Origin of the sequence: Kitasatospora sp. NPDC058162, from assembly GCF_042884005.1 — a bacterium.
GTDB lineage: Bacteria > Actinomycetota > Actinomycetes > Streptomycetales > Streptomycetaceae > Kitasatospora.
The window spans coordinates 28801-42833 of record NZ_JBHVUS010000014.1 but is presented as its reverse complement, the minus strand read 5'-3'; the positions used below and the strand labels follow the sequence as shown (position 1 = coordinate 42833).

Genomic DNA, 14033 nt, shown 5'->3' with positions numbered 1-14033 from the left:
TCGTCGGCGCCGGCGTCGGGCGGGCCGGGCGCACGGCCGTCTCGGAAAGCCCGTCAGGCCGTCGGGCCGCCCCTGCCCGGCCCGGGCATCGGGCGCTTCACCGCTCGGGCCGCCGGAACAGTGCCGCCCACAGGCCGGGCCGGCCGAACCGGCTCGCCTCCGGTGCCGATTCGTCGCGCATCCGCCGCAGCTCCACCTCCTGGAGGCCCAGCGGCCCCTCGACGAAGATCCGGCGCAGTTCGTCGGCGGTGTAGGCCAGGGCGCCGTGCAGGGCGCCGTCCCGGTACAGCTGCGCGTCCGGGGTCCGCGTCCCCGCCCCGTCGCCGTCCGGCGCGCAGCAGACCAGCCCCAGGTGTCCGCCGGGCGCCGTCAGTCGCTCCAGCAGCGCCAGGTAGCCGGGCCGCCGGTGCGGCGGCAGGTGCTGGAAGAGGCCCGAGTCGTAGACCAGGTCGTACGGACCGGTCAGGGCGGCCGCCACCGGCCCGAAGGCGTCCCCGCAGTGGAAGCGCACTCCCAGGTCGAAGCCGAGGTGGTACTCGAACTGTTCCTGGCGGCTGCGCGCCTGGTCCAGGGCCCGCTGGTCGCGGTCCAGCCCGTCCATGGCGAAACCGTGCATCCGCAGGTGGAGGGTGTTGCGGCCGTTGCCGCAGCCGAGGTCGAGTCCGCGTCCACCCGTGGACGCCCCGATCACCCCGCGGTCCAGCAGGTCCGCCAGGCTCTCGTCCGGCTTCCCGGGGAGGGCCGGCACCGGCTGGCTCCGGTCGGCGTGTTGCGGCGCCCGTTCCCGCCGGGCCTGCGCGAACAGCCCGTCGAGCAGCTCCAGCAGTTCGTCCTCGGTCCGCACCACCCGTACGTCACCCTGTTCCTGCGCCATGTCCGCCTGCCCCTTTCGTCCCCCACGGTCGTCGCGACGCTACCGGGAACGGGCCCGCCCGCGCGGGCGGCGGGCGGGCCGACGGGACGGCTGCGGCGATCGCCCGCATCCGTTGCGGTGCGGGCCGGGGCCGTGGGCGTGCCTACGAGCCGGCGGTGGCCAGGGCCAGGGTGGTGGCCATCACCGGGCTGGTGAAGGTGTTCGTCGCATCGCCCGGGTTCTGGTGGTACGAGCCCCACTTGAGGTAGTTGCGGTCGCCGTCCCAGGTGGTGCCCTTGAAGGTGCCCGAACCGGTGCTGAACGTCTGCTTCTTCCCGTCGAACCAGAAGTCGATGGTGCCGTCCGTCCGCCCCAGGTGGATCTTCAGCGCGTACGCGTGCCACTCGCCGTTCTTCACGGGCGCCGTCCACAGCGGGTGCGCGTTGTGCCCGGTGTCCCACTCCTGGAGCCGCACCCGGCCGTTGGTGATGTCGATCTCGATGGGGTGGTTGGCCGTGCCCTCGCTGGGCGAGCACTTGAGCTGGAAGACGTACCGGCTCTGGTCGTCCTTGATGTCCACCTTGGACGACCAGCCCAGGTAGAAGGTGTCGCCGCTCTTCAGGTCCGGGCCGACCGTCTCGCAGCGCTCCTGGTCCGCGGCCTGGAACGCCCGCCACACGCTGCCCTTCACCGGGTCCTTGACGACCCCGAAGGTGCTGGGGGCAGCGCACTGGACGCCGGGGAAGGAGGACGGGCCGGTCTTGGTGCTCGGGGTCCACAGGACCTTGCCCGCCGCGGCGGCGGAGGTGCCGGCGGCGGCCGAGCCGCAGGAGATCGCGAACACGGCGAGGGCCAGGGCCCCGACGGTGAGCCTGCGGTGGTGGGGCAGAACGGACATGCCACTCCCAGTGGGGGGAATCGGGTGGTCGGATCGCTGGGTGCGATTCGACCACCCGACGGCCCCGCTGGCCAGGCGGAACGACCGGCGGAAGTACCGTCAGGTCATGTCCCGGCCAATTCTGCCTACGGCGTGGGCCGCCGCCCCGTCTCCCCGGAGCCCCCGGACGGCTCGTCGTACGAGGAGGTGCCCTCGTCCAGCAGCGGCTCCTGCGTCTTGAGGTGCGCGGGGGCCAGCGCCCGCAGCGCGTGGTAGCCGGTGATGACGACCAGGGTGCCCAGGGCGATGCCGCTGAGGCTGAAGGTGTCGGTGAACTTCAGGGTCACGTTGCCGATGCCGATGATGATGCCCGCCGCGGCCGGCACCAGGTTCAGCGGGTTGCGCAGGTCCACCCCGGACTTGGTCCAGATCTGCGCGCCGAGCAGGCCGATCATGCCGTACAGGATGACGGTGATGCCGCCGAGCACCCCGCCGGGGATCGCGGCCACGACGGCGCCGAACTTCGGGCAGACGCCGAACAGCAGGGCGAAGCCGGCCGCGGCCCAGTAGGCGGCGGTGGAGTAGACCCGGGTGGCGGCCATCACACCGATGTTCTCGGAGTAGGTCGTGTTGGGCGGGCCGCCGAGCGCGGTGGAGAGTACGGAGCCGACGCCGTCCGCGGAGATCGCGGTGCCCAGCTTGTCGTCCAGGTTCTCGCCCGTCATCTCGCCGACCGCCTTGACGTGTCCGGCGTTCTCGGCGACCAGCGCGATCACCACGGGCAGCGCGACCAGGACCGCGGACCACTGGAAGGAAGGGCCGTGGAAGGCGGGCAGGCCGACCCAGTCGGCCTTGCCGACGCCGGACAGGTCCAGGCGCCAGTGGTCGGTCAGGTGCCCGCCGCCGTCCACCGAGTGGATCTTCCCGAAGACCCGGTCGAAGACCCAGGAGATCCCGTACCCGAAGACCAGCCCGAGGAAGATCGCCACCCGCGACCAGAAGCCGCGCAGGCACACCACCGCGAGCCCGGTGAACAGCATCACCAGCAGCGCCGTCCACTGGTCCTGCGGCCAGTACGTCGAGGCGGTGACCGGGGCGAGGTTGAAGCCGATCAGCATGACGACGGCGCCGGTGACGATCGGCGGCATCGTCGCGTGGATGATCCGCGCCCCGAAGTACTGCACCGCCAGGCCCACCAGGAACAGCACCACGCCCACCACGAGCACCGCGCCGGTCACCGTCGCGCTGGTGCCGCCCTGCGCCCGGATCACCGCGGCGACCCCGACGAAGGACAGCGAGCAGCCGAGGTAGCTGGGCACCCGGCCGCGGGTGGCCAGCAGGAAGATCACGGTCGAGACGCCGGACATCATGATCGCCAGGTTGGGGTCGAGCCCCATCAGCACCGGGGCCACGAAGCTCGCCCCGAACATGGCGACCACGTGCTGGGCGCCGAGCCCTGCCGTGCGGGGCCAGGAGAGCCGTTCGTCGGGGCGGACGACCGCTCCCGGTGCGGGCGTCCGCCCGTCACCGTGCAGCTTCCAGCGCACGCCGAGATCCATGTGGGGGTTCACTTTCTGTCAGATTCCGGGGGGTGTCCGCACCATTCTGGTGCGTCCCGGCCCCGGATCGCGCCACCGGCCCCGCTCCTGACCTGCGCACTCACGTACGGGGGCGGGGCTCGGGGGAGCGCGACGGGGCGTCAGCCCCGGGAGTCGGCGGCGGCGTTCGCCAGGTCGCCCAGCCAGGCGTCCAGGCCCTGGCGCAGGATCGCGGTGGCGGCCGGGACGTCGGCGTCGACCTGCGGGCCGGAGTGGGTCTCCTCGGTGCGCACCAGGACGCCGCCGGGCACCGGGGTGAAGGTCCACACGTGCACGCCGTCGATGCGCAGGCCCTCGGCGACGGCCGGGCCGGTCCAGCGGATGCAGGCGCCGGGGCGCAGCTGCCGGACGGTGGAGGTGACGGACAGGGCGGGGGCGGTGGTGGCGGGGTTGGGCGGCAGCGGGGTGGTCCAGTGGAACGCCGAGCCGGCCCGCAGCGGGCCGTGGTCCAGGCGCTCGGCGCCCGACACGGCGTGCTGCCAGGACGGCCAGCGGGCGACGTCGGTCTGCAGCCGCCAGACGGTGGACAGCGGGGCGTGGACCACGGCCTCGGTCCGGTAGCGGACCCGGGCGGCGGGGTCGACGCCCTGTCCGCGGCAGGTCAGCGGGGCGGGGGAGTGAGCGGCGGCCTGAGCGGTGGCGGCCTGAGCGGTTTGGGCGGGCACGGCGGCGGCGCCGAGCACGGCGACGGTGAGGGCGGCGGCGGACAGGGCGGTGCGGATGCCGGACATGGCGGTCCCCTTGGGTCGGCGAAGGTCTGGTGGATCCGTTAGGTGTTCTGTCGTTCGTTAGAAGTTGTAACTCCCGGCTCCGGTCCGCGTCAACAGGTCCAGTGATAGCCTCTCACTAAAGCTTGAGGATGTAGCCCACGCGGCACGGAAGGCGGCGCAGCATGGCCGAGGCGGACACCGCGACCCCGAGGGAGCGCTACCGCGCCCAGGTGCGCGAGGAGGTCAAGCGGTACGCCCGGGAGCAGATCGCCACGGCCGGGGCCTCCGCGCTCTCCCTCAACGCCATCGCCAAGCAGATGGGCCTGAGCGGGCCCGCGCTCTACCGCTACTTCGCCGGCCGCGACGAGCTGATCACCGAACTCGTCCGCGACGCTTACCGCAGCCTCGCCGACACCCTGCGGGTGGGCGCCGAGGGCGGCGCCGACCTGCGCGCGCTGGCCCACGCCCTACGGCTGTGGGCGCTGGCCGACCCCCAGCGCTACTTCCTCGTCTACGGCACCCCCGTGCCCGGCTACCACGCCCCCGAGGACACCACCGCGATCTCCGCCGAGATCATGACGGTCCTGCTCGACGCCTGCGCCGCCACGCCCGTCCCCGCTGATCGGGTCACTGCCCCCGCCGCGCTCGCCGCCCACCTGGCCGACCACCGCGACTGGACCCTCGGCCACCCCGCCCCGCCCGAGGTACTGCACCGCTTCCTGAGCCTGTGGACCCGCCTGCACGGCGTGCTGTCCCTGGAGCTGGCCGGCCACTTCGCCGGGATGGGCTTCGACCCCGCCCTGCTCTACGCCGCCGAACTCGACGACCTGCTCGCCGCCCCGCGCGCCTGACGGGGCGTCACAACAGGTCCGCCCGGGCCGCCTGGATGCCCGCCTGGAAGCGGGTCCGGGCCCCGAAGCGGTCCATCACCTCGCGCACCCAGCGCTGCACCGTCCGGGTGGACACCCCCAGCTGCCGGGCGATCGACTCGTCGGTGAGCCCGGCCGCCAGCAGCGTCAGCAGCTGCCGGTGCCGGTCCTCCGGCGGCTCCTCGGACGGCTCCGGCAGCCGCATCGCGTGCGCCCAGTACAGCTCGAACAGCCCGGCCAGCGCGTCCAGCAGGGTCGAGGGCCGGATCAGCAGCACGCTCTCCAGCTCGGTGCCCGCGCTGACCGGCAGCAGCGCCCAGCGGTCGTCCAGCAGGGCCAGCTTCAGCGGCACTTCGGTGTGCACCCGGGCCTGCTCCCCGGCCGCCGTGAAGGTCCGGATCTCCGCGAGGCGCTCCGGGTCGCGCAGCACCCGGCTGTGGTACACCACCCGGGTCGTCACCCCCCGCCCCAGCAGCGCCAGTCCGGTCTGCGGGTCGGAGCGCCGTACGTACGGCGGGCGGTCCAGCACCCGCAGCCGCTCGCGCACCCCCAGTTGGAGGGTGCGCCACAGGTCGGCGATCGAGCGGCGCCCGCTGATCACCTCCACCGGCCCGGCCGCGCCGTCGTCCGGGCGGCCCTGCCGGTAGGTGCGCATCAGCTCGCCGATCCGGCCCCGGGCGCGCCGCAGCTCCACCTCGCGCCGCAGCAGCAGCTCCTCCAGCGCCACGTCGGGCGGCACCGCCGTCCACGCCCCCGCCGCGCAGGACTCCACCAGCCCCAGTTCGGCCAGCACGGCCAGCGCCGCCACCACGATCGAGGCCCGCAGGTTCAACTGTGAGGCCAGCCACTGCGGTTCGGCCGCCGGAAGGCCCAGCAGCCGCAGGTAGAGCTGCTCCTCCAGTGGGCCGAGCCCGAGTCCGGCGAGCATGCCCATCCCCGGCACGGCCTGCCTCCTCGCGTCCATGACGGCCAGCGGAACAGAGTGACTGTGCGCCACCCGGTGGCCGAAATCAAGGGGTTGACCGTTCGACATGTTCCCGCCATGTCGGGTTCCGGCCTCCAAGGTTCCCTTCCCGGCCCGGCCGCGGCGCCCCCAAGCTGGCGGCACCCCCACAACGTCCAGCCGAGGAGCCCTCCATGGCCCTTTCCCGCACCGGCCGCCTGGTGCTCGCCGCCGCCCTGGCCCTGCCGGCCGCCGCGGTCGCCGCCCCCGCCGCCAGCGCCGCCCCCACCCACGCCGCCCACGCCCCCCACGGCTACGGCGCGCACCACTACGGCCACGGCGCCCGCTACGACGGCGGTGTCTGGGGCGGCTACGTCGCCCAGGGCAACGGCTTCCAGAGCGTCTCCGGCTCCTGGACCATGCCCAACGTCCAGTGCAACACTTCCAACGACCTGTTCGCCCCCTGGGTCGGCATCGACGGCTACGGCTCGCAGACCGTCGAGCAGACCGGCGTCCAGGTCGACTGCTCCAGCGGCTCCCCGGTCTACTCCGCCTGGTACGAGATGTACCCGGCCCCGCCGCAGTACTTCAACGACCCGGTGGACGCCGGCGACAGCTTCACCGCCTCCGTGGTGAACAGCGGCGGCTCCACCTACACGCTGCGGATCACCGACAACACCAAGGGCTGGACCGAGACCACCGACCAGCAGCTCGACGGGCAGAACGTCAGCGCCGAGGCCGTCATCGAGTCGCCGAGCCAGAGCTACCCGTCCTTCGACCGCCTGGACTTCTCCGGCGTCACCGTCAACGGCCAGGTCTTCGACAGCTACTCGCCGCAGGCCATCAACAGCGGCCAGTACACCGAGACTTCGCTCAGCAACGGCGCCTTCGCCATCGTCCCCGCCTGACCCTGAGCCCGCCTGACCCTGAGCCCGGCAGGCCCGCCCGCCCCGGCCCGTACCCGCTACGGACCGGGGCGGGCGCCGCCGTCAGCGCAGGCCGGCGAAGAGGTCCTGCTCCGGCAGGGCCGCGCCGGTGGTGTCGCGGACCCGCACGAAGGTCTCCGTGCCCATCAGCTCGGTGAAGCGCTCCTTGCCCATCCGCAGGAAGAAGATGTTCTCGCCCTGGCTGGCGTGCGCGGCCAGGGCGTCGAACTTCTGGCCGCCGAAGGCATGGGTGTCCACCCAGGTGGTGACCTCCTCGTCGGGCAGCCCGATCGGGGGCAGCTCCGGGGCCTCGGCGGCCCCGCCGTCCGGTCCGGCGGCCTCGCCGGCCTGCTCGTCCCAGTCGGTGCCGAACTCCTGCATCGCCGCGAAGAACCGCTTCATCGCCGAGTGCGGGGCGGTGGTCCAGTACACCTTGGACGTCACGTCGGGGACCAGCTCCAGGGCGGCCATGGTGATCCGATGGGCCTGGATGTGGTCGGGGTGGCCGTAGAAGCCGTTCTCGTCGTAGGTGACGACGACGTCCGGCCGGTAGCGGTGCAGCAGTTCGGCCAGCCGGGCCGCGCCCTCGGCGACGGGGGTGCCCCAGAACGAGCCGGGGGCGTCGTTGGCCGCCCAGCCCATCATCCCGGAGTCGCCGTACTCCAGCAGTTCGAGGTGGTCGACGCCCAGCACCCGGCAGCTGGCCTCCAGTTCGGTGCGGCGCAGCGCGGCGACCGCGGCCGGGTCGTGCCCGTCCTCGCCGGGCTTGACGCCGCCGGGGCCGTCGCCGCAGGCGCCGTCGGTGCAGGTGACCAGGACGGTGCGGATGCCCTCGGCGGCGTAGCGGGCGAGGACGCCGCCGGTGCCGGTGGCCTCGTCGTCGGGGTGGGCGTGCACTGCCATCAGGGTCAGGGGCCGGTCGGCCATGGTGTCGTCCTCGGTTCGTTCGGGTGGTCCGCCCCCAGTCTGCCCGGTGGCCCCGACAGCCCGCCGTCCGCCCTCGCCCCCCGCCTCGCCCCGGCAGCCGCCTCCCGCGCCCGCCCCCGCCGTCGCGGCAGGCGCCTTACGCGCCGCCGATGCGAACTGATATGAATGGTTTCCGGACAAGGCATTCATAATAGTTGACGTGTCCTCGGCTCATCGCCCACGCTGGGCAACACCGGCCACACGGTCCACACCACCGGTCGGCCCCGACTCCCGTCCGGGTAGCCCGCACTACCCGAACGGGTATCCGCCCGGGCCCACCTGAGTACCCGTACTCAGGTGGGCCCGGCGCCCCGCGCCCCAGCATGGGGCCATGCACCCAGCAGCGACCCCGAGGATCGGCATCACCGCCGTCGGCTCCCACCTGCCGGCCCGCCGGCTCACCTCCCAACAGCTCCAGGACGAGATCGCCGCCGCCGCCCGACTCGCCCTGCCCGAACGGATGCTGGAGAAGGCCACCGGCATCCGCACCCGCCACCTCGCCGCCGACGGCGAGTACGCCTCCACCCTCGCCACCGGCGCCGCCCGCCGCGCCCTGGCCGCCCGCGGCCTGCACCCCCGCGACGTCGACCTGCTGCTCTTCGCCTCCGCCACCCGCGACGTCTGCGAACCCGCCACCGCCCACATCGTCCAGGCCGAACTCGGCACCCGCGCCCACGCCCTGGACGTCAGCAACGCCTGCAACAGCTTCCTCAACGGCATCGACCTGGCCCGCGCGATGATCCTGGCCGGCCGGGCCCGCCGCGCCCTCGTCGTCACCGGCGAGACCCCCAGCCGCGCCATGCGCCGCGATCCCGCCGACACCGCCGCCCTGCGCGAGGGCTTCGCCGGCTACACCTTCGGCGACGCCGGGGCCGCCGTCGTCGTCGAAGCGGTCGAACGCGGCGGCATCCTCGACATCGCCGCCCTCACCGCCTCCGAGCACTGGCCCGCCGGCGGCATCCCCGGCGGCGGCTCCCGCCACCCGCGCGGCGACGAGCACAGCTACTTCCGCGGCGGCGGCAAGGAGTTGCGCGGCATCTTCGAACAGATCGGCCCCGCCGCCCTCACCGCCCTCGCCGAACGCACCGGCCTGACCTGGGACGACTACGCCCGGGTGCTGGTCCACCAGGTCACCGTCCCCTACCTGGAACGCTTCGTCGAACTCACCGGCGCCCCCGCCGACAAGCTCGTCCTCACCGTGCCCGAACTCGGCAACATCGCCAGCGCCACCATCGGCGTCCAACTCGACCGCATATCCGGAGAGTTGGCACCGGGGGAGCGGGTCCTCATGATCGGCCTGGGCGGCGGCGTCAGCCTGATGACCATCGTCTGGCAGGCCCCGTGACCACGCTCTGGGTGATCATCCCCGCCTACCAGGAGGAAGCCCGGATCGACGCCACCCTGCGCGCCCTCGCCGCCCAGCACGACCGCGACTTCACCCTCCTCGTCGCCGACAACGGCTCCACCGACACCACCGTCGCCACCGTCCGCGCCTTCGCCGCCCGCGCCCCCTTCCCCGTCCACGTCCTGGTCGAACCCGAGAAGGGCGTCGGCTGCGCCGTCGACACCGCCTTCCGCCACGCCATCGCCCACGGCGCCACCCTGCTCGCCCGCACCGACGCCGACTGCCTGCCCGAACCCGGCTGGACCGCCGCCGCCCGCACCGCCCTGCACACCGGCCGCGGACTCGTCTGCGGCCGCGTCACCGCCCGCCGCGACGAACACGGACCCGCCGGCCGCACCCTCTTCCGCCTCCTGGTCGCCCTCGGCGCCCTCTTCGGCCGCCTGCGCCCCGCCCACCACCGCCGCCACGGCTACCTCACCCCCTACCGGATGCACGCCGGCAACAACATGGCCATCACCGCCGACCTCTACCAGGCCGTCGGCGGCATGCCCCGGCGACCCTCACCCACCGACCGCGCCTTCCTCAACCAGGTCCGCCGCCACACCACCGCCATCACCCGCAGCCGCGCCATGGTCGTGCAGAACTCCACCCGCCGCATCCGCGCCTACGGCGTCCTCGGCACCGCCCGCTGGTACCTCGAACGCGGGGCCGGCCCCCGCCCCACCGACATCCGCTGACACCCCCGTCCGCCGGCACCGACATCCGCCGACCCCCCGTCCGCCGACCCCGGAGAGCTACGCCGTGCTCGACCGACTCGCCCACGCCCTGCGCACCCACCACCCCGACCGCCCCGCCGTCCTGCACCACACCCGCACCGGCACCACCCGCACCCGCATCCGCCGCGGCGACCTCGCCGACCTCGCCGACACCTACGCCGCCGCCCTGCACGCCCGCCGCCTCACCCCCGGCACCACCCTCGGCCTCGCCCTGCGCCCCGGCCCCCGCGCCCTCGCCGCCCTGCTCGCCGCCCACCGCCTCGGCCTGCGCGTCGCCGTCCTCGACCCCACCACCGGCCCCGACGTCCTCGCCGCCCACCTCGCCCTCGCCCAGCCCGGCCTCATCCTCGCCGACGCCCCCGCCCAGGCCGCCGCCGGCTGGGCCGCACCCCTGGCCCGCCGCGCCCACCTCCACCTGCCCCGCCTCACCACCCTCGGCCCGGTCGCCACCCTCGGCCCCCGCCTGCCCGGCTGCGCACCCCGCCTGCGCCCCGCCACCACCCCCGTACCGCCCCACCACCACGACCCCGACGCCGACGCCGTCATCGTCTTCACCTCCGGCACCACCGCCCGCCCCCGCGCCGTCGTCCACACCCACGCGAGCCTGGCCGCCGCCCTGCACACCGTCACCGACCTCGTCCGCCCCCGAGGCGCCACCACCGTCCTCGGCGGCACCTTCTTCGTCCTCGCCCCCGCGCTGGCCGCCGGCGCCACCGTCGCCCTGCCCGCCCGCACCCCCACCGCCCTCGCCCGCCAACTCACCCGCCTCACCCCCGCCCACACCTACCTCACCCCACCCCAGCTGCGCACCGCCCTGGCCGCCGGCGCCCGCCTCACCGGCACCCTGTGGACCGGCTCCGCCCCCGCCGACGCCGCGCTGCTGCGCCGCGCCAAAGCCGCCGGCGCCGACCGGGCCTGGAGTGTCTACGCCCTCACCGAACTCTTCCCCGCCGCCGCCGTCGAGGAGGCCGACAAGAGCGCCCACACCGACGACGGCGACCTGGTCGGCCACCCCCTGCCCGGCATCCGCACCCGCCTCGCCGACGACGGCGAACTCCACCTCACCGGCCCCGGCGCCCGCCACCGCTACCTCGGCCGCGAACCCGACCCCTGGATCCGCACCGGCGACCGTGCCACCCTCACCCCCGACGGCCGCATCGTCCTGGCCGGCCGCCTCAAGGACATGGTCCTGCGCCGTGCCCGCAACATCTACCCCGGCCTGTACGAACCCGCCCTGCACATCCCCGGCGTCGAACTCGCCCTGCTCGTCGGCATCCCCGACCCCGACGGCGACGAACGCCTCGTCGCCCTCGTCCAACCCGCCCCCGGCACCGACCCCCACCACCTGCGCACCGCACTGGCCGCCCCGCTGGCCCGCATGGGCGCCGCCCGCCCCGACGCCCTCCTGTTCGGCACCGTCCCGCTCACCGGCCGCTCCTGCAAACCCGACCGCGCCGCCGCATCCGCCCACTGCGCACGGGAGTTGGCCCGATGACGCCCTCCGAATGCCGCCGCGCCCGCCGCCGCGACCGCACCGTCTACCTGCGCAGCCACCCCCTCCTGTTCGCCCTGCTCTGCGCCACCCGCCACCGTCCCGTCCTGCGCCTGGGCCGCACCCTGCTCGTCCAGCACCCCACCGCCTACCGCGAAGCCCTCACCCGCATCCCCCTGCACCGCACCGCCCCCGGTACCACCGGCGCCGCCACCGCCCAACTCGCAGGCACAGGAGCCCTGTTCGACCAGGACGGCGACGACCACCGCACCGCCCGCCGCACCCTCGCCACCGACCTCGGCGCCACCGCCCTGCCCCGGCTGCGCCCGCTCTGGCAGGCCGTCCTCGCCGAACGCGTCCCCGCCCTGGCCACCGGAACCCTCGAACTCGTCGACCTCGCCGCCGAACTGGCCGCCACCACCGCTGCGGCCCTGACCGGCACCACCACCCCGCCCCGCCAACTCGCCCACGCCGCAAGGGAAGCCGCCGCGGCCGCCGCCCGCGACCACCTGCCCGGCCCCCGCCCGCGCCCCCGCAGCCGTACGGCCACCCAGGCCACCGAAGCCGCCGCCCGCCTCACCGCCCTGCTGCCCGACCCGCGCGACGCCGTGCTCGCCGTCGCCGCCGTCAACACCACCGTCGCCGCCCTGCCCCGGGCCGTCGCCTGGTGCGCCGACGCCCGCCTGTGGCCCGCCGTCGACGACACCACCGCACCCGCCCTCGCCGCCGAACTCCTGCGCCTGACCGCCCCCTCCCCGCTGCTGCCCCGGGTAGCCGCCGCCGACGCCACCCTCGCCGGCCACCCCGTCCGCACCGGCGACCGCCTCATCCTCATCGCCCGCCACGCCGCCCGCGCCCACCACCGCACCCCGCCCGCCGACCCCGCAGCCACCCAGGCCGTCTTCGGCGCCGGAGCACACGCCTGCCCTGGCGCCCACCTCGCCCGCGCCCAACTCGCCGACACCCTCCTCGCGTTGGCCCCCCACCAGCCCCGCGTCGCCCGCGCCCGCGCCGACCGCCACGCCGCCCTGCCGGGCTACGCCGAACTCACCCTGCGCCGCGGCACCCCGACCGGAGGAACCCCGACCCGAGGAAGCCGCTGACCATGCGCATCGCCATCACCGGCGCCGCCGGCTTCTGCGGCTCCCACCTCGCCCGCGCCGCCGCCCACCTGGGCCTGGACGTCACCTGCCACGGCCGCCGCCCCGGGCCCGTGGGCCGCCACCAACCCTGGGACGCCACCACGGCCGACCCCGACTTCACCGGCGCCGACCTCGTCGTCCACTGCGCCGCCGCCGTCGCCGACCTCCCGCCCGGCCACCGGGCCGAAGCCCACCAGCACGCCGTCAACGTCACCGGCACCCGCCGCGTCCTGCGCGCCGCCGCCGGCCGCCCCCTCGTCCACCTCAGCAGCGCCAGCGTCTACGACCCCCGCACCACCACCGCCGCCCCCCTCACCGAGGACCACCCCACCGCCGCCGGCCACCTCAACGCCTACGGCCGCACCAAAGCCGCCGCCGAACACCACGCCCTCGCCGCCGGCGCCGTCGTCCTGCGCCCCCGCGCCGTCTACGGACCCGGCGACCCCCACCTGCTGCCACCCCTGCTCGCCCGCGCCCGCCGCGGCCTGCTGCCGCTGCCCGGCCCCGACACCGCGCTCAGCCTCACCGCCGTCGCCAACCTCACCGACGCCTGCCTGGCCGCCCTCGGCCTCACCGCCACCCCGCCCTGGCCGCCCGGCGCCTACAACATCGCCGACCCCGCCCCCTACCGCCGCGACGCCGCCCTGCGCCACGTCCTGACCGCCCACCACCTGCCCGCCCGCATCGCCCACCTCCCCGCGCCGCTGGCCCGCCTCGCCGCCCGCACCACCCTCCTGCCCGGCCTCACCCCCTACACCGTCGACCTCCTCGCCCGCGGCGTCGTCCTCGACCTCACCCGCGCCCGCGCCCAGGGCTGGCACCCCCGCCACACCCTCGCCGACTACCGGCCCTGACCCCTCGTCCGGCCCGATTGGCCCACAGATCCGGCGGTCAATTGGATACCCCACTAGGGCATCCTCCCTGGCTAGGGTCGGGGCACACGCTGCGCCGCAGGAACGGGCGCACGCCAACGGGAGGGTTATCCATGCGCAAGATCATCATCGGGCTGGCCGCCACCGGCCTGCTCCTCGCCGGCACGGTCGCCACGGCCGGCACCGCCAACGCCGCAGGGACGCGCTGCGGCGACTGGAGCACCAGTGAGCCGCTGCTCAAGTACGGCGCCACCGGCGACACCGTCAGGGAGCTCCAGTGCGAGCTCAACTACTCGCTCAACCCCGACGTCTTCGGCAAGACCACCGTCGACGGGGTCTTCGGCGACGACACCCTGCGCCGCGTCCGCATCTTCCAGAACTGTATGCCGAACCTCCAGGTCGACGGCCAGGTCGGCCCGCAGACCTGGGGCCAGCTGGACTGGTGGAGCTCCAAGGACGCCTACCCCAACTGCTCGGCCGGCTAGGCAGGAACAGCCGGTAGGAACAGCCGGTAGGGACAGCCCGTAGGAACAGAGCCGGGGGGGGGGGGGCCCGGGGCCCCCCCCCCCCCCCCCGCGCCCCCCCCCCCCCCCCCCCGGCCCCCCCCCCGGGCGGCCCCCCCCCACGACCCCGGAGGGCGGGGGGCCGCACGCGGCGACCCCGG

General features: G+C 75.1%; 14 protein-coding genes. 8 read left to right on the top strand and 6 right to left on the bottom strand.

The features are described 5' to 3' along the window. Nucleotides 1-97 precede the first annotated feature (97 nt). From ACFVXG_RS24480 to ACFVXG_RS24465, 4 genes are all read right to left on the bottom strand, one after another. Nucleotides 98-874: a class I SAM-dependent methyltransferase gene (locus ACFVXG_RS24480; RefSeq protein ID WP_387930534.1), complete on the bottom strand. Its 777-nt coding sequence runs from the start codon at nucleotides 872-874 to the stop codon at nucleotides 98-100. Nucleotides 875-1016: 142 nt separating this feature from the next. Continuing rightward, the gene (locus tag ACFVXG_RS24475) at nucleotides 1017-1751 is read right to left on the bottom strand and encodes a heparin lyase I family protein (protein WP_387930533.1); all 735 of its coding nucleotides are present in this window, start codon (nucleotides 1749-1751) and stop codon (nucleotides 1017-1019) included. 125 nt (nucleotides 1752-1876) lie between these two features. Beyond that, nucleotides 1877-3289 carry a uracil-xanthine permease family protein gene (locus ACFVXG_RS24470; protein WP_387930532.1) on the bottom strand — a complete coding sequence of 471 codons (1413 nt, stop codon included), beginning with the start codon at nucleotides 3287-3289 and terminating at the stop codon, nucleotides 1877-1879. A gap of 140 nt (nucleotides 3290-3429) precedes the next feature. Next, nucleotides 3430-4059 (bottom strand): SRPBCC family protein, encoded by a 630-nt coding sequence (locus tag ACFVXG_RS24465; RefSeq protein WP_387930531.1) that lies wholly within the window; start codon nucleotides 4057-4059, stop codon nucleotides 3430-3432. A gap of 161 nt (nucleotides 4060-4220) precedes the next feature. On the opposite strand from ACFVXG_RS24465, the gene ACFVXG_RS24460 reads away from it, so the two are divergent. Beyond that, the gene (locus ACFVXG_RS24460) at nucleotides 4221-4889 is read left to right on the top strand and encodes a TetR/AcrR family transcriptional regulator (protein WP_387930530.1); all 669 of its coding nucleotides are present in this window, start codon (nucleotides 4221-4223) and stop codon (nucleotides 4887-4889) included. A 7-nt stretch (nucleotides 4890-4896) separates the two neighbouring features. Here the strand turns inward: ACFVXG_RS24460 and ACFVXG_RS24455 are convergent, their stop codons facing one another. After that, nucleotides 4897-5871 (bottom strand): LuxR C-terminal-related transcriptional regulator, encoded by a 975-nt coding sequence (locus ACFVXG_RS24455; protein ID WP_387930529.1) that lies wholly within the window; start codon nucleotides 5869-5871, stop codon nucleotides 4897-4899. A 173-nt stretch (nucleotides 5872-6044) separates the two neighbouring features. On the opposite strand from ACFVXG_RS24455, the gene ACFVXG_RS24450 reads away from it, so the two are divergent. Next, nucleotides 6045-6758, top strand: coding sequence for a G1 family glutamic endopeptidase (locus ACFVXG_RS24450; protein WP_387930528.1), 714 nt, complete (start codon nucleotides 6045-6047; stop codon nucleotides 6756-6758). 81 nt (nucleotides 6759-6839) lie between these two features. On the opposite strand, the gene ACFVXG_RS24445 is transcribed toward ACFVXG_RS24450, so the two are convergent. Continuing rightward, nucleotides 6840-7703, bottom strand: a complete 864-nt coding sequence (locus ACFVXG_RS24445; protein WP_387930527.1) for a PIG-L family deacetylase — start codon at nucleotides 7701-7703, stop codon at nucleotides 6840-6842. Nucleotides 7704-8073: 370 nt separating this feature from the next. Between ACFVXG_RS24445 and ACFVXG_RS24440 the strand changes: the two genes are divergently transcribed. The 6 genes from ACFVXG_RS24440 (at nucleotide 8074) to ACFVXG_RS24415 (ending at nucleotide 13854) form a co-directional block, all read left to right on the top strand. Beyond that, complete coding sequence (locus ACFVXG_RS24440; protein ID WP_387930526.1) at nucleotides 8074-9087, top strand: 3-oxoacyl-ACP synthase III family protein; 1014 nt, start codon at nucleotides 8074-8076, stop codon at nucleotides 9085-9087. Continuing rightward, the gene (locus ACFVXG_RS24435) at nucleotides 9084-9824 is read left to right on the top strand and encodes a glycosyltransferase family 2 protein (RefSeq protein WP_387930525.1); all 741 of its coding nucleotides are present in this window, start codon (nucleotides 9084-9086) and stop codon (nucleotides 9822-9824) included. The genes ACFVXG_RS24440 and ACFVXG_RS24435 overlap by 4 nt, the downstream gene beginning before the upstream one ends. A gap of 64 nt (nucleotides 9825-9888) precedes the next feature. Next, the gene (locus ACFVXG_RS24430) at nucleotides 9889-11358 is read left to right on the top strand and encodes a class I adenylate-forming enzyme family protein (RefSeq protein WP_387930524.1); all 1470 of its coding nucleotides are present in this window, start codon (nucleotides 9889-9891) and stop codon (nucleotides 11356-11358) included. Further along, complete coding sequence (locus tag ACFVXG_RS24425) at nucleotides 11355-12458, top strand: cytochrome P450 (RefSeq protein ID WP_387930523.1); 1104 nt, start codon at nucleotides 11355-11357, stop codon at nucleotides 12456-12458. The genes ACFVXG_RS24430 and ACFVXG_RS24425 overlap by 4 nt, the downstream gene beginning before the upstream one ends. Nucleotides 12459-12460: 2 nt before the next feature. Continuing rightward, complete coding sequence (locus tag ACFVXG_RS24420; protein WP_387930522.1) at nucleotides 12461-13351, top strand: NAD-dependent epimerase/dehydratase family protein; 891 nt, start codon at nucleotides 12461-12463, stop codon at nucleotides 13349-13351. Between the two features lie 131 nt (nucleotides 13352-13482). After that, nucleotides 13483-13854: a peptidoglycan-binding protein gene (locus tag ACFVXG_RS24415; RefSeq protein WP_387930521.1), complete on the top strand. Its 372-nt coding sequence runs from the start codon at nucleotides 13483-13485 to the stop codon at nucleotides 13852-13854. The last annotated feature ends 179 nt before the right edge of the window (nucleotides 13855-14033 follow it).